19 protein-coding genes are annotated in these 22,078 nt (G+C 64.9%); 12 read left to right on the top strand and 7 right to left on the bottom strand.

The features are described from left to right. Window positions 1-94 precede the first annotated feature (94 nt). From CLU88_RS07350 to CLU88_RS07335, 4 genes are all read left to right on the top strand, one after another. Window positions 95-961, top strand: coding sequence for an MBL fold metallo-hydrolase (locus CLU88_RS07350; protein ID WP_099656028.1), 867 nt, complete (start codon window positions 95-97; stop codon window positions 959-961). Window positions 962-1,009: 48 nt separating this feature from the next. Further along, entirely contained in the window at window positions 1,010-1,588 is a 579-nt protein-coding gene (locus tag CLU88_RS22970) for a hypothetical protein (RefSeq protein ID WP_158235584.1), read from the top strand. Between the two features lie 16 nt (window positions 1,589-1,604). After that, window positions 1,605-2,264 (top strand): DsbA family protein, encoded by a 660-nt coding sequence (locus CLU88_RS07340; RefSeq protein ID WP_099656027.1) that lies wholly within the window; start codon window positions 1,605-1,607, stop codon window positions 2,262-2,264. Between the two features lie 328 nt (window positions 2,265-2,592). Next, window positions 2,593-3,549, top strand: a complete 957-nt coding sequence (locus tag CLU88_RS07335) for an IS110 family transposase (protein WP_099654889.1) — start codon at window positions 2,593-2,595, stop codon at window positions 3,547-3,549. A 131-nt stretch (window positions 3,550-3,680) separates the two neighbouring features. On the opposite strand, the gene CLU88_RS07330 is transcribed toward CLU88_RS07335, so the two are convergent. Beyond that, a complete protein-coding gene (locus CLU88_RS07330) occupies window positions 3,681-4,829 on the bottom strand; it encodes a zinc-binding dehydrogenase (protein WP_099656026.1) in 1,149 nt (382 codons plus the stop codon). A 448-nt stretch (window positions 4,830-5,277) separates the two neighbouring features. Here CLU88_RS07330 and CLU88_RS07325 point away from each other — a divergent pair, with 448 nt between their 5' ends. Continuing rightward, the gene (locus CLU88_RS07325; protein WP_099656025.1) at window positions 5,278-5,625 is read left to right on the top strand and encodes a hypothetical protein; all 348 of its coding nucleotides are present in this window, start codon (window positions 5,278-5,280) and stop codon (window positions 5,623-5,625) included. A gap of 137 nt (window positions 5,626-5,762) precedes the next feature. On the opposite strand, the gene CLU88_RS07320 is transcribed toward CLU88_RS07325, so the two are convergent. The 6 genes from CLU88_RS07320 to CLU88_RS07295 form a co-directional block, all read right to left on the bottom strand. Next, window positions 5,763-6,017, bottom strand: coding sequence for a serine kinase (locus CLU88_RS07320; RefSeq protein WP_099656024.1), 255 nt, complete (start codon window positions 6,015-6,017; stop codon window positions 5,763-5,765). 67 nt (window positions 6,018-6,084) lie between these two features. After that, window positions 6,085-6,603, bottom strand: a complete 519-nt coding sequence (locus tag CLU88_RS07315; RefSeq protein WP_099656023.1) for a hypothetical protein — start codon at window positions 6,601-6,603, stop codon at window positions 6,085-6,087. A gap of 101 nt (window positions 6,604-6,704) precedes the next feature. Beyond that, window positions 6,705-7,232, bottom strand: coding sequence for an SMI1/KNR4 family protein (locus CLU88_RS07310; RefSeq protein WP_099656022.1), 528 nt, complete (start codon window positions 7,230-7,232; stop codon window positions 6,705-6,707). 437 nt (window positions 7,233-7,669) lie between these two features. Then, window positions 7,670-8,482 carry an IS5 family transposase gene (locus tag CLU88_RS07305; RefSeq protein ID WP_099655131.1) on the bottom strand — a complete coding sequence of 271 codons (813 nt, stop codon included), beginning with the start codon at window positions 8,480-8,482 and terminating at the stop codon, window positions 7,670-7,672. A 183-nt stretch (window positions 8,483-8,665) separates the two neighbouring features. Beyond that, window positions 8,666-9,649, bottom strand: a complete 984-nt coding sequence (locus CLU88_RS07300) for an IS5 family transposase (RefSeq protein WP_099656021.1) — start codon at window positions 9,647-9,649, stop codon at window positions 8,666-8,668. A gap of 440 nt (window positions 9,650-10,089) precedes the next feature. Then, on the bottom strand, window positions 10,090-10,689 hold the full coding sequence (locus CLU88_RS07295) for a FadR/GntR family transcriptional regulator (protein WP_255410674.1): 600 nt from the start codon (window positions 10,687-10,689) through the stop codon (window positions 10,090-10,092). Window positions 10,690-11,071: 382 nt separating this feature from the next. Here CLU88_RS07295 and CLU88_RS07290 point away from each other — a divergent pair, with 382 nt between their 5' ends. The 7 genes from CLU88_RS07290 to CLU88_RS07255 all read left to right on the top strand — a co-directional run bounded on the left by CLU88_RS07290 (window position 11,072) and on the right by CLU88_RS07255 (window position 22,061). Then, window positions 11,072-12,448: an MFS transporter gene (locus tag CLU88_RS07290; protein ID WP_099656019.1), complete on the top strand. Its 1,377-nt coding sequence runs from the start codon at window positions 11,072-11,074 to the stop codon at window positions 12,446-12,448. Next, the gene (locus CLU88_RS07285) at window positions 12,445-13,278 is read left to right on the top strand and encodes a shikimate dehydrogenase (RefSeq protein ID WP_099656018.1); all 834 of its coding nucleotides are present in this window, start codon (window positions 12,445-12,447) and stop codon (window positions 13,276-13,278) included. The genes CLU88_RS07290 and CLU88_RS07285 overlap by 4 nt, the downstream gene beginning before the upstream one ends. Before the next feature lie 191 nt (window positions 13,279-13,469). After that, entirely contained in the window at window positions 13,470-15,410 is a 1,941-nt protein-coding gene (locus CLU88_RS07275; protein ID WP_099656016.1) for a bifunctional sugar phosphate isomerase/epimerase/4-hydroxyphenylpyruvate dioxygenase family protein, read from the top strand. Window positions 15,411-15,851: 441 nt separating this feature from the next. Then, window positions 15,852-16,628 (top strand): c-type cytochrome, encoded by a 777-nt coding sequence (locus tag CLU88_RS07270; protein WP_099656015.1) that lies wholly within the window; start codon window positions 15,852-15,854, stop codon window positions 16,626-16,628. After that, window positions 16,625-17,956 carry a cytochrome c gene (locus CLU88_RS07265; RefSeq protein WP_199173430.1) on the top strand — a complete coding sequence of 444 codons (1,332 nt, stop codon included), beginning with the start codon at window positions 16,625-16,627 and terminating at the stop codon, window positions 17,954-17,956. Before CLU88_RS07270 ends, CLU88_RS07265 begins: the two co-directional genes overlap by 4 nt. 49 nt (window positions 17,957-18,005) lie before the next feature. Continuing rightward, window positions 18,006-18,407 (top strand): thioredoxin family protein, encoded by a 402-nt coding sequence (locus CLU88_RS07260; RefSeq protein ID WP_099656014.1) that lies wholly within the window; start codon window positions 18,006-18,008, stop codon window positions 18,405-18,407. A gap of 63 nt (window positions 18,408-18,470) precedes the next feature. Further along, the gene (locus tag CLU88_RS07255) at window positions 18,471-22,061 is read left to right on the top strand and encodes a DEAD/DEAH box helicase (protein WP_099656013.1); all 3,591 of its coding nucleotides are present in this window, start codon (window positions 18,471-18,473) and stop codon (window positions 22,059-22,061) included. Window positions 22,062-22,078 lie beyond the last annotated feature (17 nt).

The following is a 22,078-nucleotide window of genomic DNA, read 5'->3' as shown; positions in this document are numbered from 1 at the left end:
GTTTGCGCATTTTATGGTGTTTATTAGATCGATTGGTGCAAATAAACTGCATCCTGTGATCGACGCAACCCCCTCAAATTCTGGAGAAACCGCCATGTTCCGCACCACCCTCATCGCCGCCACCCTGTCCCTGGCTTTTGCTGGCGCCCAGGCCGCTCAGCCCCTGCAAGTCAAGGTCTACAACGCCGACGGCAACAGCTTCAACGTGAACTCGACCCTGGTCTATGGCGAGAAGGAAGCCATGGTCATTGACGCAGGCTTTACCCGTGCCGACGCGCTGCGCATTGCTGCCAACGTGCTCGACAGTGGCAAGGAACTCAAGACCATCTACGTGAGCCAGGCCGACCCTGACTACTACTTTGGCGTGGAGACCATCAAGGAAATCTTCCCCAAGGCCGAGGTGGTGACCACCCCCGCCGTGCTGGAGAAAATCAACGCCAAGCTCGCAGGCAAGCTCGGCTTCTGGGGCCCCAAGATGGGCGCCAATGCACCACGCACGCCCGTGCTGCCCAAGGCCCTGAGCGGTAACACCCTCACGGTGGACGGCCAGACGGTGGAGATTCGTGGCACCACGGGCGCACTGGCACACCGCCCCTACGCTTGGATTCCATCGATCAAGGCCGTGGTGGGCAACATCGGCGTGTTCGGCACCAACATGCATGTGTGGACAGCCGACACCCAGACCGTGGCCGAACGCAGCGCCTGGGTGGCCCAGCTGGACGAAATGGCCGCCCTGCAGCCCACCGTGGTGGTGCCAGGCCACATGCCCGCAGGCACGGCGCTGGACGTGAGCAACGTGACCTACACCAAGGGCTACCTGCAAACGTTTGAGAAGAATGCCGCCGCCACCAAGACCGGCGCCGAACTCATCGACGCGATGAAAAAGGCCTACCCCGCAGCACCCATGGGCCTGTCGCTGGACATCGGCGCCAAGGTGAACAAGGGCGAAATGAAGTGGTAAGCGCGAGGCCAGTGCTGCCCCAGCCCACCGTTTGAAAGGAACCAGACCGTGACCGCAACGCACCCCCTCCAGCAAGTCCTGCAGCACCTGCACGCCGGGCGCTGGAACGCGGCGCACGATCTGGTGCAGCAAGACGGCTCCCTGCTGGGCGCGTGGCTGCACGGCATCCTGCACCTGCAGGAAGGCGACCTGGAAGATGCACAGAGCCTGTTTGCGATCTCCCAGGGGTCGCGCAGCGGTCTTTGCGGGCGCCCGGCCAGGGGATGGGATGCAAGGCGCGGTGCGCAGCCAATAGCTCGGCTATTGGCAAGCGCCGCAACGCTGCAGACCGCCCGCAAAGACCACTGCCCGAAGGGTTGGAGCGAAATCGGGCGATTGGACGCCACGGCTGCTTGCATGGGCATGAGCCCATGCGGCGCATCCGAAGCATCCACTCATCCCGATTGCGCTCCAACGCGATCCCCTGCGAGATCGCAAACAGGCTCTGCCAACTGGTACGACCGCGCCGCCCGCCACTTTCGCAGCCGGGGCACGCTGGCCGAAGAAATTGCGGCGTTGGAGGCCGCGCTGGCCGCATCCTCCACACCAGCAGCGGCGCCGTCTGCCTCCACGCCGCCTCACATCTAAAGAGAGACCCTCATCCATGACTTCCATGCCCACCGTCACGGTGACCTACCTGTTCGACCCCCTGTGCGGCTGGTGCTACGCCGCTGCACCTGCGCTCCAGTACCTGCAGGGTGTGGAGGGTATCGATGTGGCACTTGCACCCACCGGCCTGTTTGCAGGCGCTGGCGCCCGGCCCATGGACGCGCAATTTGCCGCATACGCGTGGGCCAACGACCAACGCATCCAGCAGCTCACGGGCCAGCCCTTCACGCAGGCCTACCGCGATCACATCCTGGGTGCGGCGAATGGCCGTTTTGACTCCGGCCCCGCCACGCTGGCCCTGACCGCTGTGGCCCAGACCGCTCCCGAGCGTGAGCTTGAAGCACTGCACGCCCTGCAGCACGCCCGCTATGTGGATGGCCGCGACAACACCGACCCCGCTGTGATCGCTGACGTGTTGCGAGCCGTCGGACTGCAAGAAGCGGCTGATTTGGCCCTTGCCCCAAACACCGCGTTGCAGCGCGCCACCGCCGAACGCACGGCCGCCGCCCAGGCCATGCTGCGCGCCGTGGGTGCGCGCGGCGTGCCGCAGTTGGTGGTTGCAGGGAAGGGCGGGGCGCTGCAGCTGCTGGGCGGCGATGCGCTGCTAGGGGCGCGCGAGCAGTTGGTGGCAATGGTGCGTGCGGCTGCGGCTTGAAGGCAGCGCAACGCGCCACTTTGAAACACCAAGAGCCGTTCACGCTGAGCCTGTCGAAGCGCCGCGCAGGGCTTCGACAAGCTTGTATGGTTTAGCTCCCATCAACCAACCTGTAAGAAAGGGCGAGGAGCCGGGATGCAGGGACATCGACAAGCATCGGCAGTTGCTTCAGATCCAACTGACCGACCTACTGAGTCATTACCCCATCCCTGCGCCGAGCGTCGATAAGGAACCTGACGAGGGCAAGCTGCGCTTGGCAGCACCGATCGTCAATTCTTGCAAGCTCACGCCGACAGCAGGACACATCCCGGCGCTCGTATTTTGAGCGATGAACCCTCAACAAGCTACTGAGTTTGTCGGCGTGGATGTCGCCAGCGCCCATCTGGACGTGGCCGCGCAGGGCCAGGCCAGCGTGCGCCGGTTTGCCAATACACCCCAGGGCATTGCCCTGCTGCTGCGCACGTTGCGCCCCGCAAGCGTACTGGCGCTGGAGTCCACCGGCCGCTACCACGTGCCGCTTGCGCTGGCAGCGCACGCCGCAGGCCTGCGTGTCTATGTCCTCAATCCGCTGGATGCACGCCGCTACGCCCAGTCGGTGGGTCAGCGCGGCAAGACCGATCGGATGGATGCGCTCGTGCTGGCACGCTATATCTGCCACGAACATGCGCATTTGCAGCAGTGGCAGCCACCCACCGCTTGCCAAGCCGTGTTGCGCGAGCTCCTCGCACACCGGGCAACTCTGGTGCGTCAGCGCAGCGCACTGGCTCAAGCCGGCTGCCACAGCAAGACGCTTGCACGCCTGGACGAGCCAGTGCTGGCGGCCTTGCAACAAGCCATCAAACATGTCGATGGGCAAATAGAAACTACCCTGCGGGCTGATCTCAGCAGCCACCAAGCGTTTGAACACATCACCTCCGTGCCCGGCCTGGGGCTGGTTTGTGGCGCTTTGCTGGTGATGCTGTTTGGGCGGATGCAAGGCGGCAGTGCTGATGCGGTCATCGCATTTACCGGGCTGGACCCTCGCCCCAACGACTCTGGCAAGAAAACGGGGCAAAGGCGCTTGTCCAAGAGGGGCTGGCCAGAGATCAGGCGCTTGATGTACGCAGCAGCCATGTCGGCGGCGCGCACGAAGACGTGGAACGGCTATTACTGTGCTCAGCGTGACAAAGGCTTGAGCACGACCGCTGCACTTGTCGTGCTTGCCCGTAAGCTCTTGCGTGTGGCTTTCTCACTGTTCAAGCAGCAAGCTCTGTTCGATCCCGCGCTGGTCGCTGGCAGAGCTTGACGGGAACCATAGAACCTCAGCCCGAACGGTAGGGCGTGATCGCCGGTGGAGTCGCAAAAAACCCCGTTCACGCTGAGTTGGCCAAAGCGCGGCGCAACGCTTCAAGCGGCTTCGCATCGCACGGTGCGCACTCACCCCATCGACGGATCAATCAACACCTTGGCCCCCGTGTTGCGCGGGCCATAAAAGGCAATCGCCTCGGCGCTCAGTGCCCCCGCCAGCGACACCGTGCGTGCGTAGTGGCTGGCAAACGTGGTCTTCAGCTCTGCTGCCACGCGCGCGCGCAGCGCCTGGGCCGCCTCTTCGCCAATCTTCTGCAAAAACGGAAACAGCAGCCACCCGCCCATGCCCCAGGCCATGCCAAAGGTGCGGTGCACTTCGGTGGGCCGCGTGTCCAGGTGGCCATACAGGTACACCTGCTTGTGCACGGCCGAGCCATAGCGGCTGTATTCCTTGGCCGTGCGGTTGATAGCGGCCTCCATGCACTGCAGGATCTGCCCGGCCAGCGTGCCGCCGCCCGTGGCATCAAACGCAATGGTGGCGCCCGTGGCGGCCAGTGCATCCGTCAGGTCGGCCATGAAGGTGGGCGCACTGCTGTCGCACACATGCTGGGCACCTATGCCGCGCAGCAGCGCCGCCTGCTCGGGCTTGCGCACAATGTTCACCAGGCCCACGCCATCCTTCTGGCACACCTTGTTCAGCATCTGCCCCAGGTTGCTGGCCGCAGCGGTGTGCACCAGCGCGGTGTGGCCCTCGCGCTTCATCGTCTCCACCATGCACAGCGCCGTGAGCGGGTTCACAAAGCACGATGCGCCTTCTGCCGCTGTGGTGCCGTGCGGCAGCACCAGGCACTGAGCAGCGGGCATGGCGCGGTATTGCGAATACATGGCCCCGCCAATCACCGCTACCGTGCGCCCCAGCAGCGCCTGCGCGGCGGGCGATGCACCCGCAGCCACCACCAGGCCCGCCCCCTCGTTGCCCACCGGCATGCTCTGGCCCAGGCGCGCCGCCATGTTGGGCATGGCGCGCTCAGGGATGCGGGCCGTGGCCACAGGCCGCTCTGCCGTGCCGGAGACCTGCACGGTAGACAAATCGGCCGGGCCCAGCAGCAGGCCAATGTCCGACGGGTTGATGGGCGTGGCCTGCACCTGGATCAGCACCTCGTCCGGCCCCGGTGTGGGCACGGGCGTGGGCGCCAGGCTGATCTGCAGCGTGCCATCGGGCTGGACGAGGGAGCGCAGTTGCAGGGCGGTGGTGGGAATGGCAGTGGTGGTGGTCATGGCTCGCTTTCGGTGAAAAGACGGGGCGCCATTCTTTCAACGGCGCGGCTGGGTACTGCGCATTACAACTTGGCTGCGCCGCAAGCACGGTCGCGTAAGTGCCTTGCAGCACAAGTCTCACGGTGGCGCCGCTGCGGCAGCCGGGCAAGGCCGCAGCGGTGCGCGATGCGTGAGCCCGCTCTCTTGAATCTTCACACCCGTTCGGGGGTAGCCTGCCGAAGCTTTGGGCGGCGCTTCGACGGGCTCAGCGTGAACGGTTCAAGTGGGGCGAAGTCCGGTCAATAGCTACTGTATTTGCTACTAATTTAATAGCTTCTTGCGCTTGATGGATAAGCGCTGCAGGCCAATTTGGCTTGAATATTTGTGCCGCGCCCTTCATTCCCCGCCCGTTCGGGTTGAGCCTGTCGAAACCCTGCGCAGCCCGTCGCCACGCGAGCAGCGTTTGCCCATGTTGAAGGAAATCCGCCAGCGTCTAAAACCCGGCGCACCACTGGTGTTGGTGCATTTGAGCGTGGTGGACGGGGAGCGCGCTGGCGGCGAGGCTGGGGCAGGGGAGCGCGATCTGTGGCTGTCGCGCTATGCCGCGTTTCCGGTGGCATCTGGCGTGCCGCTAGAACATGCGGCCAGGGCGCGGGACAAGGTGGTCGCGGAGTTGGCGGTGCTGACGCCGCAGGAGGATGAGGCGGCTTTGCGCGAGGCGGGGTTCCGTGATGTGCGGATGTTTTATATGGGGTTGGCGTTCAGGGGGGGCGTGCGGGTGATCGGGATGACAGACCTATTTAGGTCAGGTGCGTAGGTGGTTGCAGGAAAAAATCAGCTGCACAACGCAAAAGTGATTGGCCCCATGCCGCTAAGCATCAGGGTCGCCCTTTCTGTTTGACTGAAGCGCTCGTGGCTCTCCTGCCACAACCAGCTGGGCAGGCGCCACGCCTTTCACATCCACTGCGTCTCATACCCCTCGGACCAGTTGTCTTGGTCCAGTTCATATTCGTCGATGTTGAAGCCTTCGGCCGGACCAGGTTTGGAATGGTTCGCCATCTGAGGTGTGTCTCGAAATCCGGGCAACTTGCGGAAACGTTCCACGGCTGCAACAGCCGCCTCACGGGTCGAGTAGATCCCGAGTGCCTTCACATCCTCCTCGTCCTCACCAAGGAGGTGAAGGTGCTCTAAAAGAAAAACGCGCGTCATTTTTTGCGGTTAGTGTTCGACCTGAGATGCCTGCCAGAGACAGGGCCTCTTGATGGAGCGTTTAAGGCTAGTTGAGCTTGACATCAAGCCTCCCGTCGCTGACTTCGCACCACGCCTTAGGACCAAACCACTCGGTGTAAGTGTGATCGCCATGGCTGAAACTCTGGCGGGTTAGCAACTTCTTGGTTTGACTGAAGATGCCTTCAGCCCAGGCTACAAACTCTGTTGGCTTCGCTTTTACCGGATCGCCATGGAGTACCTTGGGCTCATACCAGAAGCGGCCGCCACGGATGCTGCCGTCCTTGACGTAGCAGCGATCAACTTCAATCAAATTTGACCTTGCGACATGCAACCAAGGGCCTTCAAACACGATGGATCGGAGCCGCTCCGGTGGGGCCAGCAAAAGAGATAGCGATTGCGTGCCCATGAGTTCCCGTGCCAACGGGAAGTGGGAAACCGGAACCAGGTTGTCGCGCTGATCTCGCTTCTCCCTCATGAGAAGCATCCCTCCGGCTGGGTTGAATACGCCTTCTTCGATCTCAGCCAGATCTTCAGGCAGACCGTAGTACGTGAACTGGCGGCCCATTTCTCTGGCCCTAAAGTAGACCTAATCGACGCTGTGCGGCATTCTCGCGCAGCGCCTTGCGACCAAAGGGAGTCAAGTCGTTCTCGGAGTTGGGCATCGTGTCAATCCGACGCCTCGTCAAACTCCAGCCCTCGAATAAATGATTCGAAACTCTCGGCTACGAGGGTGATTCTGTAGTCAAGTTCTTGGTCCACGTGAACCACACTCGGCTCACCCGCGGGACCACAAACTCGATAATCGAGACAGAGCATGTCGTGCCCTGCGGAGGGGCAGTCTGCAAAGTAAATGCCAATTGGCGGATAGCCCCACTCTTCGCACCAGAACTCTCTCCCGAATGAGCCCAGTAATGAGCATGGTTTGGAATCGCCAATGGAGTAGATGCCCGAAACGGCAATGTGGTTTTCAGACCATGACGTGGGCGTTGGCGTGCGGTGATTTGCTCTTTTGGGAATTCCGCCATTTTGCAATTGCGAAAGGGCGACATATGCGGTAGGGAGCTTGTAGCCCAATTGATGTTCGACTGCAGCCACCTTCTCAAGTGTGAGAGGACTATCGATGTATTCCTCTCGGGCGTAGTCAGAATCTACCCAAAAGTCAGAAAGGTCGAAGTCTCGGAAAGGTTCGTTCATGGGTTGCTTTGCAAAAACGAGAAATGTTTTGATGGCTAATGTTGAGCTAACCGGATGTTGAAGTTGAGAGGTAACTGTCGCATCCCGGACGATCACATGAGCCTGCGGGTTCGACAGTTAGGCTGTGCCATCTGAGTTGCCTTTGAGGCCAGCAATGAGATGGCGGAAGCAACAAAACAGTATTTGAATAATTCGAAGTATCCAGTAGGTGACTGACAGCGGGGTGAGAATAAAAACAAATACTCCAATAGGAGCCATGAAAGCATTCCAATCAATACCGTAATTCCTGCAGTCATGCACAAATGCTAATGGTGCACTACTCCAATGGCAACGAGACGCAAACAGAACGCAGAAATACAAAATGCACACTAAGAGCCAAAATATCCACAGTTTGTCTCGCGCTGATATGTTTGCACTCATAGGCAGCCTAGAGCGTGTTATGAACTTCCCGCTGCAGCCAGCACCCGTGCGGCAGCGGGCAGCATGAGCACCGCAAACACCAGGAAATGCAGTCCGCCGAGTACTTCCGGTAGTCGCTCGTAGTCCCGGGAGAGCCTGCGGAACCTCGCCAGCCAGCCGAAGCTTCTCTCCACCACCCAGCGACGCGGCAACAGTACAAAGCCTTTCTTTGCCTCGGGCAGCTTCACGATGTGCAGGTCGATGCCGTTGTCCTGCGCCGCTTTGGATGCCGCTTCACCCGTGTAGCCTTGGTCTGCCCAGGCCAGTTGTACCGTGTGGCCCGTGGCCTGCTGTACGTCTTCGCACAGGCGCTGCACCTGCGCACGTTCCTGTTCGTGTGCAGGCGTGACATGCACTGCCAGCAAGTGGCCCAGCGTGTCCACGGCCATGTGCACCTTGCTGCCGCGCTTGCGTTTGTAGCCGTCGTAGCCTGCACGTGGACCGCTCTCGCAACTCGATTGCAGCGTGCGCCCATCCATCACTACTGCGCTGGGCTGGCCCTGGCGACCCTGTGCCACGCGGATGATGGAGCGCAGATCCGACACCATCGCCTCGAAGCAGCCCGCGTCAAGCCAACGCCTGCTTTGCTGGTAGACCGCCTCCCACGGCGGCAGATCGTTGGGCAGCATCCGCCAGGGCGCTCCTGCGCGCACCAGCCAGCGCAGCGAGTTGAAGACTTCGCGCAGATCATGCTCGCGCTGGGGCGCGTGCTGATTCATCAAGGTCAGGTAGGGCGCAGCGAAGCTCCATTCTTCATCGCTAACGTCTGTCGGGTAAGGCTTGCGGGGCATCTGCAAACTCTACCCTTGGCTCCGTGCTCACGCAGCAAAGTTCATAACACGCTCTAAGGAAGGTCAGCACGAATCACTTGGAAGTGAGCTACTCCCGGCCGTGAGATAAAGCCAGCCCCGGCAAGGCGCCCAAACGCTGTCCAAGCGCCTCCTGGGGGAAGCAATTCCCCGATTTCCTGGGCATTACGCCCCTTGCACACGCACTTGCCCCATGGCCAGCAATTCGTGCCTGACCATCCACAAGTTGGACAGGGCAAACAGCGTGACGATCTGCGCCGTGTTCTTCCTCAAACCACGGTAGCGCACCTTCACATAACCAAACTGCTGCTTGAGCACGCGGAACGGGTGTTCCACTTTGGCCCGGATGCGCGCCTTGGTGCGCTCGAATTGGTCGATCAGTGCATCAAGAGGCTTGTCCTTGTCCAACGCCCGGCGCAATCCTGGGCGCATGGCCACATGCCAGCGTACGCCAGGCCTGGCGTCAGGCCGCCTGTCCACGCCTTGATAGCCCGCATCGCCAAAGGCATCTGTCTCCTGCCCGTGCAACAGGCTGTTGGCTTCGACGATGTCGCTGACGTTGCCAGCCGTGCCCCGCACTGTGTGTACCAGACCCGAGTCCGCATCCACTGCGATGTGGGCCTTCATGCCGAAGTACCACTGGTTGCCCTTCTTGCTCTGGTGCATCTCGGGGTCTCGCGCCTTGTCTTCGTTCTTGGTCGAACTCGGCGCTGCAATCAGCGTGGCATCCACCACGGTGCCCGCCTTCAACTGCAATCCCTTGGCCTGCAGCAGCGCGTTGACCGTGGCCAGGATTTGTTCGGCCAGCTTGTGGCGCTCCAGCAGGTGGCGAAACCTCAGGATGCTCGATTCGCTGGGAATGTGTTCGTCCCAGTGGGATAGGCCTGCAAAATCACGGAAGGCAGGCACGTCGTGCAGCGCTTCCTCCATGGCTGGGTCGCTGAGCTTGAACCATTGCTGCATGAAATGGATACGCAGCAGGGTCTGCACTGCAAAGGGCTGCTGGCCGCGGCGACCACTCTCGGGGGCGTAAGGCTCGATCAGCGAGACCAGTTCAGCCCATGGCACCACCAGCGCCATCGCATCCAGGAATTCGCGCTTGCGTGTGCGCTTGACGGTGTTGCTCATGCCCAGGCTGCTTTGCTTCATGCGTGAATTGTCTCGCCTTCACGCCCGCTCAAACACATCGCATCGGGATTCGTGCAGAGAATCCTTAATGTGTTTTAGGCCGCAAAACCTGCGGGATAAATTGGACTGTGAAGGATATTCTGGGCACTGATTTTTCCTGGGCGCGGCTTGCAGTAAGGGTTTGCAAGGGTTGAACTGTTTAAACGTCCAAGTATAAAAATGCCTGGGAACCCGACACGCGCTACCTCACCAAACTACCGCGTGTCGTAGCCGCACACCGGGATTTCCATCGGCTGCTGCAGCAAGTCAATGGGGCTTCCTGATTGTGCTTCTGAAAGGTGCTTCAGGGTCCAAGCCAGACCCACCCGTCTGCAATTGAACAGCGTGGTACGTCTCCTCGCAACTCGGCGGGAAGGTGGGGGGCATTTCCAATGCCGTCCAGCCGTCAAACGTTACCTCCCTCATCCCCCAAACAACCGCGCAATCCCCCCCTGCAAATGCGACTCCGCCGCTTGTCTGGCCGCTGCCGCAGCCTGCTGCGCAATGGCCTGCTCAATAGCAGCATGCTCGCGGCATACGTCGGCCAGTCGCTCGCCCTTGGGGCGACCGGCCAGGCTGCGGACCAGGCCGATGCTGAAGCGGATTTGCGGCGCCAGGGCGGCCATGGTCATGCTGAAGAAGCGGTTGCCGCAGGCCATGGCAATAGCTTCGTGGAAGGCGATGTCTTCTTCCATGGCGTCTTGCCCCGCGTGCAGTGCGGCCTCAAAGCGCTCGCGGCAGTGGCGGATGTGGGCCATTTGCGCATCGGTGCGCACCTGGGCGGCGCGGGCGGCTGTTTCGCCCTCCATGCAGCAGCGAAATTCCAAAAATGCCCGGATGTCGGGGATGTTGCTGAGCGTGCCAAAAGACAGCCGCTCGCCCTGGGGCATGACGTCGGCCACAAAGTTGCCGGAGCCTTTGCGCGTGTGGATGCGGCCCTCGTCTCGCAGCCGGGCCAGCGCCTGGCGCAGCACCGGGTGCGATACGACCAGACGCTGGGGCAAGGCGGTTTTGCTGGGCAGCCGGACAGCCGGACAGCCGGGCGCGTGCTTCGTAGCCGGGCGCGCCCAGCAGGCTCACCAGTTCGTGTGTACGCCGCCAGCAGATCACCGACTGGATGCAGACCGAGACCCAGCGCTGGGGCAAGCTGGTGAGGGAGCACAACATCCAGGCCAACTGAGTCTGAGCTGGGGCGGGCGAGTGCTTCTGCGCTGCGGCCGCCCTGGCTGTGAGCGCCGTTGTAGATGCCACCGGGCGCTTGCCATCGGCTGGTGTTTGGGTGCAATGACCTGCGTCAGACGCTGTGCAAATTACCTAGGGTTTGTCCTAGTCATTGAATAACGTACTAGTTAGTACATTGCATGCACTTTCATCAAACAAGGCGCTTTTTTGCGCCGGATGTGTATGTCTTCCAACACTTCTCCGTCGGCCACCCACGCTGGCACCGCCAGCCACAATCCCCGCAAGGCGGCCCTCGCCAGCTGGATTGGCAGTGCTGTCGAGTACTACGACTTCTTCATCTACGGCACGGCCGCTGCGCTGGTGTTCGGCAAGCTGTTCTTTCCGTCGATTGACCCGCAACTGGCCAACGTGGCGGCGTTTGCCACGTTTGGCGTGGCCTACATCACCCGGCCCTTGGGGGCGGTGCTGCTGGGGCACATTGGCGACAAGTTTGGGCGCAAGAAGGTGCTCACGCTCACGCTGCTGCTCATGGGCTTTTCGACCTTCATGATTGGTGTGTTGCCCACGTATGAGCAAATCGGCTTTGCCGCGCCTGCGCTGCTGGTGGTGATGCGTTTGCTGCAAGGTGTCTCGGCGGCGGGCGAGCAGGCCGGGGCCAATTCGATGACGTTGGAGCATGCGCCCGACCATCGCCGCGCCTTCTTCACCAGCTTCACGCTGTCGGGTACGCAGGCGGGGCTCATCCTGGCCACGTTGGTGTTCATTCCCATTTCGGCGTTGCCTGAGGACCAGTTGCTGGCCTGGGGCTGGCGCATTCCGTTCTTGCTGAGTGCGGTGGTGGTGGCGGTGGGCTTTTGGGTGCGCCGCACCTTGCCTGAGACGCCCGCGTTTGAAGAAGACGCCCAAGCCAAGGGCAAGGCCAAGTTGCCGGTGGTAGAGCTGTTCACCCAGCACAAGGCCCAGGTGCTGCGCGTGGTGTTTGCCGCGCTGGTGTCGGTGGTCAGCACCATCTTCAGCGTGTTCACGCTGTCGTATGCGGTCAACACCATCCACATCCCGCGCGCCACCATGCTCACGGTGCTGGTGCTGGCCAACCTGGTGGCGCTGGGCGCCATCCCGCTGTGGGCCACGCTGTCAGACCGCATTGGCCGCCGCCCTGTGTTCATCCTGGGTGCCCTGGGCTCTGCCGCGCTGATCTGGCCCTACATGTGGGCGCTGAGCACGGCCAATATTCCGCTGATTTTTGCGCTGGGCATTTTGCTGTCGGGCGTGGTGTACAGCGCCGCCAACGGTGTGTGGCCCGCCCTGTATGGCGAGATGTTTGACACCCGCGTGCGCTTGTCGGGCATGGCCATTGGCACGCAGCTGGGCTTTGCCTTGGGTGGCTTTGCGCCCACCATCAGCGCGGCCATTTTGGGCACTGGCCCTACGGGCTGGATTCCGGTGGCGGCGTTCACCACGGGCGCTGCGGTGGTGTCGGCCATCTCGGCCTTCACCGCGCGTGAAACCTATCGTGTGCCCATGGCACAGCTGGGCAAGTACGGCGCCGCATCGGCCGCCCCCGCCAAGTCTTCGCAACGTGGGGCACAAACCGCATGATCTCCGGCAAAACCGCACTCATCGCCCACCTGGGCTACCCCACGGAGTCGTTCAAGGCCCCGATGATCTACAACCCCTGGTTTGAAAAGCAGGGCATTGATGCGGTGGTGGTGCCCATGGGCGTCAAGCCCGATGACTACACCGCCACGCTGGCCGCGCTCTCGCGCTTTACCAACCTCAAGGGCGCCTTGGTGACCATGCCGCACAAGGTCACCACCTTGTCGCTGGCCGACGAAGTCACGCCCACAGCCCGCATTGCCGGGGCCTGCAACGCGCTGCTGCTGCGCCCCGATGGCACCTGGCTGGGCGACCAGTTCGATGGCGCGGGCTTTGTGCGCGGGCTGCTGCGCAAGGGGCGCACGCTGCGCGGGGCGCGTGTGATCGTGTCGGGCGCGGGGGGCGTGGGCTCGGCCATTGCGGCCTCGCTGGCGGCTGAGGGCGTGGCCCACATCAGTCTGTATGACACCTATGCCGCCAGCGCCGAAGGCCTGGCCGAGCGCCTGCGCGCCCACTACCCGCAGCTGGTGGTGCAGACGGGCTCCAACGACCCGGCGGGTTTTGACGTGGTGGTGAACGCCACGCCGCTGGGCATGAAGGAGGGCGACCCGCTGCCCTTTGATGTGGCGCGCATCGACGCTGGTGCCATGGTGGGCGAGGTGGTGATGAAGACCGAATACACGCCGCTGCTGCAAGCCGCGCTGGCCAAGGGCTGCGGTGTGCAGGTGGGCACCGACATGCTGTTCGAGATGATTCCGGCCTACCTGGAATTCTTTGGCTACGGCACCGCCACGGCCGATGAGCTGCGCGCCGTGGCGCGCATCAAGTATTGAAGTATTGATATGCCCCCTGAGTCGCTTCGCGCCTTCCCCCTCGGGGGACGACGGCCTTTGCTGCGGGGCGGCCCTTGCTGGCCGTCCTGCGCTGGGTGGCGCGCCAGTTGCCGAGGTAGCGCGCTACTCACTGCTTAGCACGAGACCCGCCTTTTTGCTTGAAGACTTTGTTGCTGAATAGAGCTTTACCTATGCGCCGATCCATTGCCACCGTCTCCCTGAGCGGAACCCTGCGCCAGAAGCTCGAAGCCATTGCCGCTGCGCGGTTCGATGGCATTGAGCTGTTTGAGCCCGACTTCATCAGCTTCACCGGCAGCGCGCGCGAGTTGCGCCAGCAAGCCGCCGATCTGGGCCTGGGCATTGACCTGTACCAGCCGTTTCGCGACTTTGAGGGCATGCCCGACGATCTGTTTCGCCGCAGCCTGGACCGTGCCGAGCGCAAGTTCGATGTGATGCAGGAGCTGGGCTGCCCGCTGATGCTGGTGTGCTCCAACACCTCGCCCGCATCGCTGGGCGATGCCGAGCGCGCGGCGGCGCAACTGCACGAGCTGGCCGAGCGCGCCAGCCGCCGCAACCTGCGCATTGGCTACGAGGCCCTGGCTTGGGGCAAGTGGGTCAACCTGTACCAACAGGCGTGGAACATTGTCGAAAAGGCCGACCATCCGCACCTGGGGCTGATTCTGGACAGCTTCCACACCCTGTCGCTGCGCGACGACCCGATGGGCATTGCCGACATTCCGGGTGAGCGCATCTTCTTTGTGCAGATGGCCGACGCGCCGCTGCTGGCCATGGACGTGATCCAGTGGGCGCGCCACCACCGCAACTTTCCCGGCCAGGGGCAGCTGGATGTGGTGACGTTTTTTGAGCAGGCGCTGCTGGCGGGCTACACCGGCAACCTGTCGCTCGAAATCTTCAACGATGTGTTCCGCGAAACGCCGAACCGTCGCACGGCGCTGGACGCCATGCGCTCGCTGCTGTTCTTGGAGAGCGAATGCAAGAACCGGCTGACGGCCCGCACGCAGGCCGCATCGAGCGAGGCCCGCGCCCCCGCTGCCACCCGCGCGCTGCAGCGGCTGGACCTGGCTGCGCCGCCCGCCGTGCAGCCCGTGGGCGGCTTCAGCTTCATCGAGTTTGGTGTGGACGAGCCCACGGGTCAGGCGCTGGCCAGCACCTTCACCGCGCTGGGCTTTGAGCACACGGGCCGCCACCGCAGCAAGGCGGTGGATTTGTACTGCCAGGGCGATATCCAGTTCGTCATCAACACCCAGCCGGGCTCGGAGGCGCGCCAGCGCTTTGACGAGCTGGGCCCCTCGGTGTGCGCCATGGGCCTGGTCGCGCCCGACCCGGTGCAGGCCGCCAACCGCGCAGCCGCCCTGCTATCGGCCCGGCACGTGAGCCCGCTGGGGCCGAATGAGCTGCAACTGCCTGCCATCATCTCGCCCGGCGGCGCGGTGGTGCACTTTGTGCACGCGGGCTCCACACTCGATGCCGACTTTGTCGCCCCCGTGCCCCGTGCGCCCGTGCCTGCGCAGTGCGGCCTCACGCATGTGGACCACATGGCCCTGGCGCTGGCCAACGACCAGCTGGACACCTGGACGCTGTTTGCCCAGTCCATCCTGGGCCTGAGTGCGGGCGAGAGCCTGGAGCTGGCCGACCCGTTCGGGCTGATCCGCAGCTGCGCGCTCACCAACGCCGAGCGCAATCTGCGCCTGGTGCTCAATGTCTCCAAAAGCCAGCGCACGCGCACGGCGCAGCAGGTGCGGGCCACGGGCCGCTCGGGCGGCGGCGTGCACCACATCGCACTGGCCACGAACGACATCTTTGCCACCGTGCAGCGCCTCACGGCCCAGGGCGTGAAGTGGGTGCCCATCAGCCCCAACTATTACGACGACCTGCTGGCCCGCCTGGACCTGGGCGAGGCCCTGGTGCGCCGCATGCAGGCGCTGAACATCGTGGCCGATGTGTCGCCGGGCGGCGGGCGCTTTTTGCACGCCTACACCGAGCCCTTTGCCGACCGCTTCTTCTTTGAAGTGGTGCAGCGCGAAGGCGGCTACGACGGCTATGGTGCCGTGAACGCCGCCGTGCGCATGGCTGCACAAGAGCAGGCGCAGCACGCAGACGCGGGCCGCTGAGGGCTGGGGGAGGGTGGGGACGGCAGTGCCTTGCTGGCCGCAGCGAGGGGCCGTCTTTCATGGAGATGCTGGATTGGGTGGATGTCTTAGAGAGGGGTATCAGCCTGTGCACCAGCTGCGGCGCTCGGGAATTGCCCCCTCTCCCGCCAGGGGAGAGGGAGTGAGGGCCATCGGTGATCGGTGGCTCATCAGCAAAAATGACCGCTAGCGCTTGCAGAATAAGCGCAAGCAGCTATTGATTTGATAGTGAATGGGCAGATGGCCACAGCCACGGCCTAGCCCCGCGCCCCTGCCGCGTAGGCTGGCGTAGCGCATCTGCTCTGCTTGTTTGCGCCACCACTGCGCCTGTTCGGTGGTGCGCCGGGCGCGTAAAGTGGCAGGCGGCCGCAGGCCTTGCTCTGTGTTTGTGCCGTCCCCTACAAGCCTTCACACAACGACCCTATGACCGAATTTGTTCGCACCCGGCTGCGCGCCCTGGCGCTGTGGGGCGCCGCCCTGGCCTGCAGTGCTGCAGGGGCTGCGCCCGGTGCTGCGGATGCCGCAGGCGTCCAGCCCGTGCCCGCTGCCGCTGCGCCAACTGCTGCGCTCTCAGGCATGGCGTCGCGCGTGCTGGCCTGCACCGCCTGCCATGGCAAAGAAGGCCGCGCCACGCCCGAGGGCTACTTCCCGCGCATCGCGGGCAAGCCCGCGGGCTATCTGGCCAACCAGTTGCTCAACTTCCGCGACGGGCGGCGGAGCTACCCGCAGATGGCGTACCTGCTGGAGCACCTGAGCGACGACTACCTGCGCGAGATGGCCGCCCACTTTGCGGCGCTGGACGTGCCGTATCCCCCGGCCCCCGCGCCCCAGGGCACGCCTGCGCAACGGGCCCAAGGCCAGGCGTTGGTGCAGCAGGGCGATGCGGCGCGAAAGATTCCGGCCTGCGTGCAGTGCCACGGTGCGGCCCTGACGGGGGTGGCCCCGTCCATCCCCGGCCTGCTGGGCCTGCCGCGTGATTACCTCAACAGCCAGCTCGGCGCCTGGAAGACCGGCCAGCGCAAGGCCCACGCGCCCGACTGCATGGCCGATGTGGCGCGCCAGCTCACGCCTGAGGATGTGAGTGCGGTGTCTGCCTGGCTGGCCGCGCAGCCGGTGCCCGGCCATGGCAAGCCTGCCAGCAGCCTGCCCGCCGCGATGCCTGCGCGCTGTGGCGGTGTGGCCGAAGGAGGCCGCCCATGAAGCGGCTGAACCTGCGGCGACTTTTGCGATGGGTGTCCGGCACCCTGGCCACGGTGGGCGTGGCGGCCGCTGCCATCGTGGCGCTGAACCTGCGTGGCGAAGCCCCTTTGCCCACGGCCGAAACCCTGCAGACCACCCCCGCGCTGGTGGCGCAGGGCGCGTACCTGGCCCGCGTGGGCAACTGCATGGCCTGCCACACCGCCCAGGGCGGCGCACCGTGGGCCGGTGGCCGGGGCATTGAGACGCCGTTTGGCATGGTCTACAGCCCCAATCTCACGCCCGACAAAGCCACGGGCCTGGGCGCGTGGACATCGGCCGAGTTCTGGCGCGCCCTGCACCACGGGCGCAGCAAGGATGGGCGCCTGCTGTACCCGGCGTTTCCGTACCCCAGCTACACGCACGTCACGCGTGAAGACTCGGACGCCCTCTACGCCTATCTGCAAAGCCTGAAGCCCGTGGCGCAGGCCAACACAGCGCACGCGCTGCGCTTTCCGTACAGCACCCAGGCGGCGCTGGGGGTGTGGCGGGCGCTGTTCTTTGCGCCCGGTGCCCCGGTGGCGCAGGCGGCCTCTGCAACCACCACCACCTCCTCCTCCCCCGACTACCAGCGCGGCGCCTACCTCGTCAACGGCCTGGGCCACTGCGCGGCCTGCCATACGCCGCGCAATGCCATGGGCGCCACCAGGGATGGGCAGGCTTTGGCAGGGGGGCTGATCCCGGTGCAGAACTGGCTGGCCCCGGCGCTCACTGACCCCGCCCAGGCTGGCGTGCAGGCGTGGAGCGAGGCCGATGTGATGGCCTTGCTCCAAACCGGCGTGGCCCCGCACGGCTCGGTCATCGGCCCCATGGCCGAGGTGGTGCACCGCAGCACCCAGTATCTGAGCGATGCCGATGCCCGGGCCATGGCCGTGTACCTCAAGGCCTTGCCGCAGCAGGCCAAGGAGCCATCCGTGTCACCAGCGCCACCCGCCGCATCGGCCATGGCGCGTGGGGCCAAGGTGTACGAAGCCCAGTGCGCCCAGTGCCACGGCGCGCAAGGGCAGGGCGCGAAGGACGAGGCGGGGGAACCCGCCTTCCCGCCCCTGGCGGGCAACCGCGCCGTGGTGCTGGCCGACCCGACCAACCTGGTGCGTGTGGTGCTGCAGGGCGGCTACCTGCCCGCCACGGCGGGCAACCCGCGCCCGCATGGCATGCCGCCCTTTCAGCACCTGCTGGGCGATGAGGATGTGGCCGCTGTGGCCACCTTTGTCAGGAGCAGCTGGGGCAACCAGGCCGCCGGTGTGGGTACCATCGAGGTTTACCGCGCCCGCGAACGGCGCAGTCCGTGATCCCGTTGTAGCCCTGGCCCTTGCCTTGCGGGCTTGAGGAGTTGAACCGATGCCCAGCCCTGCCGCCTTGCCTGTTGATTCCGCCACCACCGCCCAGCCCAGCGGCTGGTGGGCCGTGTGCCTGTGCGCGGGCTGGTGCGGCACCTGCCGCGACTACCGGGCGCTGTTTGACACCCTGGCCCAGGCCCACCCCGACGTGCGCTTTGAATGGGTGGACATTGAGGACGAATCGGAGCTGGCAGGTGACCTGGATGTGGAGACCTTCCCTACGCTGCTGATCGCCGATGGGCGCAAGGCGCATTTTTTGGGCCCCTTGCTGCCCCAGGCCGCTGTGCTCGATCGATTGCTGGCCACCCTGCGCAGCGGTGCCCCTTCGGGCGCGGCCACCGACCCCATGGCGCAAGAGGTGTTTGACCGCGTGCGCGCAGACCGCACCGTGGCGGGTGCTTGATGCTACTAAATGTATAGCTGCTGGCGCTTATTTATCAAGCGATAGAAGCCATTTTGACTTGTAATGTCTGACACCTTCTGGTTCGATCCCGACTCTTTGCGTGCCTTGTGCGAGGACGGCCCCTGGATGCGCGGCAAGGCCTTGCTGGCACAAGGTTTGGTGGGCGAGCCGGACATTGAACCAATGGACGAAGGCTGGCGGATACAGGCCCTGGTGCAGGGCACGCAGCACCTACCGTATGAGGTGGCCGTCACCATGGCGGTGATGCCCGATGGCCAGGTGGATTACTGGCGCAGCGTGTGCGACTGCCCCGTGGGCCGCCAGTGCAAGCATGCCGTGGCGTTGATGCTCAAGGCGGCCCGCCTGCCGCTGAGCGATGAAGCCCGCGCGGCAGCGGCCCCGCGCAAGGATGTGAGCGCGGCGGCAGCGTCCTTGTCGGCCCGCGAGCGCATGGCCGCCGTGCAGCAGGCGGAGGCCCAGGCCCAGCTGGTGAACTGGCTGGCCGCGCTGGACCGCGCCGCTGGGGGCGATGTGGTGCTCAGCCCCACCGACCGCAGCGCGCGGCCTGAGCAGTATTTGTATTTGGCGTCGGTGGTGGGTGGCGCGCGCCAGCCCACCCAGTTGCAGCTCGAAGCCGTGGTGTCCTACCCCAAGCTGACCGGTGGCTGGGCCAAGCCCAAGCAGGTGCGCACCCAGCCCGCCAAGGGCCAGGCGGTGTACAACCAGGCCAGCGAGACCGATCGCCAGGTGCTGCAACTGCTGCGCGCCATGCCACGCAGCCAGGGGTATTACTCGGCCTACAGCGGCGCGCCCTGCGCGGTGCTGGAGGGGCAGGTCGGCTTGCTGGCGCTGCAGCAGGCGGCCAGCACCGGGCGGCTGTTTGCCGATGCGGGCGGCTCCACCGTGGGCGAGCCGCTGCGCTTTGCCCCTGCGCGCGCGCTGCAGTGGCTGTGGCGCGAAGTGCCCGCGCAGCCCGGTGCCTTGTCGGCCGAGCCCGCTTGGCAGCTGCGCGCAGCCCTGTCGGGCGATGGCGGCACGCTGTGCCACAACAGCCCGCCCTTGTTCGTCGACGCCGAGCGGGGCGAATGCGGGCCGGTGGACCTGGGCACGGTCACTGCGGCGCAGCTGGATGTGCTGCTCAAGGCCCCCGCGCTGCGGGTGTCGGCCATCGAGAAGTACCAGGACGAAATGGCCCGCAGCCTGCCCCACGTGCCCCTGCCGCCGGTGGTGCAGGGCGTGCAGCGGGTGCAAGGCGTGGTGCCCCGGCCTTGCCTGCACCTGGCACCCACGCCGCTGACCCAGCGGCCTACGCTCGGTTTGGTGATGGCGCGGCTCAGCTTTGACTACGCTGGCCACCGGGGCTGGTGGCCGGGGCAGGGCGCGCAGGTGATGGTGGCGCCGCTGGACGGGAGCGATGGCCCCAAGGTGCTGCTGCAGCGCCACCCGCAGGCGGAGCTGGAAGCCATCCAGAAGCTGATGGCGCTGGGCCTGCTGGCCACGGACGATGGCGTCTTCGGCCTGCCCGGTGAGCGTTCGCAGCAGGCCTGGATGCCCTGGGCCGATGCGGGTTTTGTGGTGTTCAGCGAAGCGGGGTTTGCTGTGATGCAGGACCCGGCCTTGCAGGGCTGGGTGAGCCATGCGCAGAACCTGACGGTGGCGCTGGCACCGCAGCCCGTGGCCCGCGCTGCGAAGTTGGGGCACGAGGGCGGCGGCGAAGCGCAGGGACTGCCCAGTCCTTTTGAACCGGACGCCGGGCGCGCAGGAGTGTTTGATGCACTGCCGAATGTGATGCCGGGTGTGATGCCCGACGAAGCCGCAGACACCTCGCCCTGGTTCTCGCTGTCGCTGGGCGTGGAGCTGGACGGCCAGCGCCACAACGTGCTGCCCTGGCTGCCGGACCTGATCGCCCAGGCGGCGCAGCACCCGCCCGATGCAGCGACCGGGCAGCCGCAGCTGCCGCCCTTTGTTTACGTGCCGCGTGGCGATGCGCAGGGCGGCTTTGTGCGCCTGCCCACCGAGCCGCTGCGCCCCTGGCTGGCCGCTTTGCTCGAACTGGTGGGCGAGCGGGGGACGGATTTTGCCCAGCCCAGCCTGCGCCTGTCGCGCCTGGAGGCCTTGCGCGCCAGCGCCGCTCTGGGCGAAGGCGCGGTGTGGCAGGGCGCGGCTGCGCTGCAGGCCCTGGTGCGGCAACTGCAGGGCGCCAGCCCCATCGCCGAGGTGCCTGTGCCCGCCAGCGTGCGCGCCAGCCTGCGCCCGTACCAGCAGCAGGGGCTGAACTGGTTGCAGTTTCTGCGCGCCCAGGGCCTGGGCGGCATCCTGGCCGATGACATGGGCCTGGGCAAAACGCTGCAGACGTTGGCCCACATCCAGGTCGAAAAGGACGCGGGTCGCCTCACAGCCCCGGCCCTGGTGATCGCGCCGGTGAGCCTGATGGGCAACTGGCACAGCGAGGCCGCGCGCTTTTGCCCCGGCCTGCGCACCCTGGTGCTGCACGGCGCTGGCCGCCATGAGCTGGCCGATTCGGTGGCCGAGCACGACCTGGTCATCGCCCCCTATTCACTGTTGCAACGCGACCGTGAGCGCTGGCTGCAACTGCAGTGGCACCTTGTGGTGCTGGACGAGGCGCAAAACATCAAGAACGCCAGCACCAATGCAGCCCAGGTGGTGTCGGCACTGCAGGCGCGCCACCGGCTGTGCTTGTCGGGCACCCCCATGGAAAACCACTTGGGCGAGATCTGGAGCCTGTTCCACTTTCTCATGCCCGGCTTTTTGGGCAGCCAGCAGCGGTTTCGGGAGCTGTTTCGCAACCCGGTGGAAAAGCAGGGCGACAGCGGGCGCCTGGCGCAATTGCGGGCCCGGGTGGCGCCGTTCATGCTGCGCCGCACCAAGGCGCTGGTGGCGTCCGAGCTGCCGCCCAAGATGGAAACCGTGATGCGCGTGGAGCTGACGGGCGCGCAGGCCGATTTGTACGAAACCATCCGCCTGGGCATGGAAAAGACCGTGCGCGAAGCCCTGCATTCCAAGGGGCTGGCCAAGTCGCAGATCACCATCCTGGATGCGCTGCTCAAGCTGCGCCAGGTGTGCTGCGACCCGCACCTGGTGCCGCTGGAGTCCGCCCGCCAGGTGCGCGAGTCGGCCAAGATGGCGCAGTTGATGGAGCTGCTGCCCGAGATGCTGGCCGAGGGGCGGCGGGTGCTGCTGTTCTCGCAGTTCACCAGCATGCTGGGCTTGATCGAGGCCGAGCTCAAGGCCCGGGGCTTGCCCTGGGTCAAGCTCACCGGCCAAAGCCAAAAGCGCGATGACATCATCCAGCGCTTTACCAGTGGCGAGGTGCCGCTGTTCCTGATCAGCCTGAAGGCGGGCGGTGTGGGGCTGAACCTGCCCCAGGCCGATACCGTCATCCACTACGACCCCTGGTGGAATCCCGCTGCCGAGGCCCAGGCCACTGACCGGGCCCACCGCATCGGCCAGACGCAGCGCCTGTGGGTGGTGAAAATGGTGGCCCAGGGCACCATCGAAGAGCGCATCCTGGCGCTACAAGAGCGCAAGGCACAGCTGGCGCAGGCCATTTATGGTGGCGATGCCGCGCGCAAGGAGCCGCTGTTCACCGAGGCCGACTTGCACGAACTGCTACAGCCCCTGTCGGCGCTGTGAGTGCCATGCGCCTGGGT

The sequence above is a fragment of the Acidovorax sp. 56 genome (assembly GCF_002749705.1).
Classification (GTDB): Bacteria; Pseudomonadota; Gammaproteobacteria; order Burkholderiales; family Burkholderiaceae_C; genus Acidovorax.
The sequence above is the reverse complement of the archived record's forward strand: the minus strand, read 5'-3'. Positions and strand labels throughout refer to the sequence as shown.

What these genes read in the sequence shown, in the direction of transcription:
- CLU88_RS07270 (WP_099656015.1), top strand. Translation starts at nt 15,852, where the DNA reads ATGACCGAATTTGTTCGCACCCGGCTGCGCGCCCTGGCGCTGTGGGGC.
- CLU88_RS07285 (WP_099656018.1), top strand. Translation starts at nt 12,445, where the DNA reads ATGATCTCCGGCAAAACCGCACTCATCGCCCACCTGGGCTACCCCACG.
- CLU88_RS07330 (WP_099656026.1), bottom strand. Translation starts at nt 4,829, where the DNA reads ATGACCACCACCACTGCCATTCCCACCACCGCCCTGCAACTGCGCTCC.
- CLU88_RS07290 (WP_099656019.1), top strand. Translation starts at nt 11,072, where the DNA reads ATGTCTTCCAACACTTCTCCGTCGGCCACCCACGCTGGCACCGCCAGC.
- CLU88_RS07310 (WP_099656022.1), bottom strand. Translation starts at nt 7,232, where the DNA reads ATGAACGAACCTTTCCGAGACTTCGACCTTTCTGACTTTTGGGTAGAT.
- CLU88_RS07300 (WP_099656021.1), bottom strand. Translation starts at nt 9,649, where the DNA reads ATGAAGCAAAGCAGCCTGGGCATGAGCAACACCGTCAAGCGCACACGC.
- CLU88_RS07305 (WP_099655131.1), bottom strand. Translation starts at nt 8,482, where the DNA reads ATGCCCCGCAAGCCTTACCCGACAGACGTTAGCGATGAAGAATGGAGC.
- CLU88_RS07315 (WP_099656023.1), bottom strand. Translation starts at nt 6,603, where the DNA reads ATGGGCCGCCAGTTCACGTACTACGGTCTGCCTGAAGATCTGGCTGAG.
- CLU88_RS07275 (WP_099656016.1), top strand. Translation starts at nt 13,470, where the DNA reads ATGCGCCGATCCATTGCCACCGTCTCCCTGAGCGGAACCCTGCGCCAG.
- CLU88_RS07260 (WP_099656014.1), top strand. Translation starts at nt 18,006, where the DNA reads ATGCCCAGCCCTGCCGCCTTGCCTGTTGATTCCGCCACCACCGCCCAG.
- CLU88_RS07335 (WP_099654889.1), top strand. Translation starts at nt 2,593, where the DNA reads ATGAACCCTCAACAAGCTACTGAGTTTGTCGGCGTGGATGTCGCCAGC.
- CLU88_RS07255 (WP_099656013.1), top strand. Translation starts at nt 18,471, where the DNA reads ATGTCTGACACCTTCTGGTTCGATCCCGACTCTTTGCGTGCCTTGTGC.
- CLU88_RS07325 (WP_099656025.1), top strand. Translation starts at nt 5,278, where the DNA reads ATGTTGAAGGAAATCCGCCAGCGTCTAAAACCCGGCGCACCACTGGTG.
- CLU88_RS07350 (WP_099656028.1), top strand. Translation starts at nt 95, where the DNA reads ATGTTCCGCACCACCCTCATCGCCGCCACCCTGTCCCTGGCTTTTGCT.
- CLU88_RS07340 (WP_099656027.1), top strand. Translation starts at nt 1,605, where the DNA reads ATGACTTCCATGCCCACCGTCACGGTGACCTACCTGTTCGACCCCCTG.
- CLU88_RS07320 (WP_099656024.1), bottom strand. Translation starts at nt 6,017, where the DNA reads ATGACGCGCGTTTTTCTTTTAGAGCACCTTCACCTCCTTGGTGAGGAC.
- CLU88_RS07265 (WP_199173430.1), top strand. Translation starts at nt 16,625, where the DNA reads ATGAAGCGGCTGAACCTGCGGCGACTTTTGCGATGGGTGTCCGGCACC.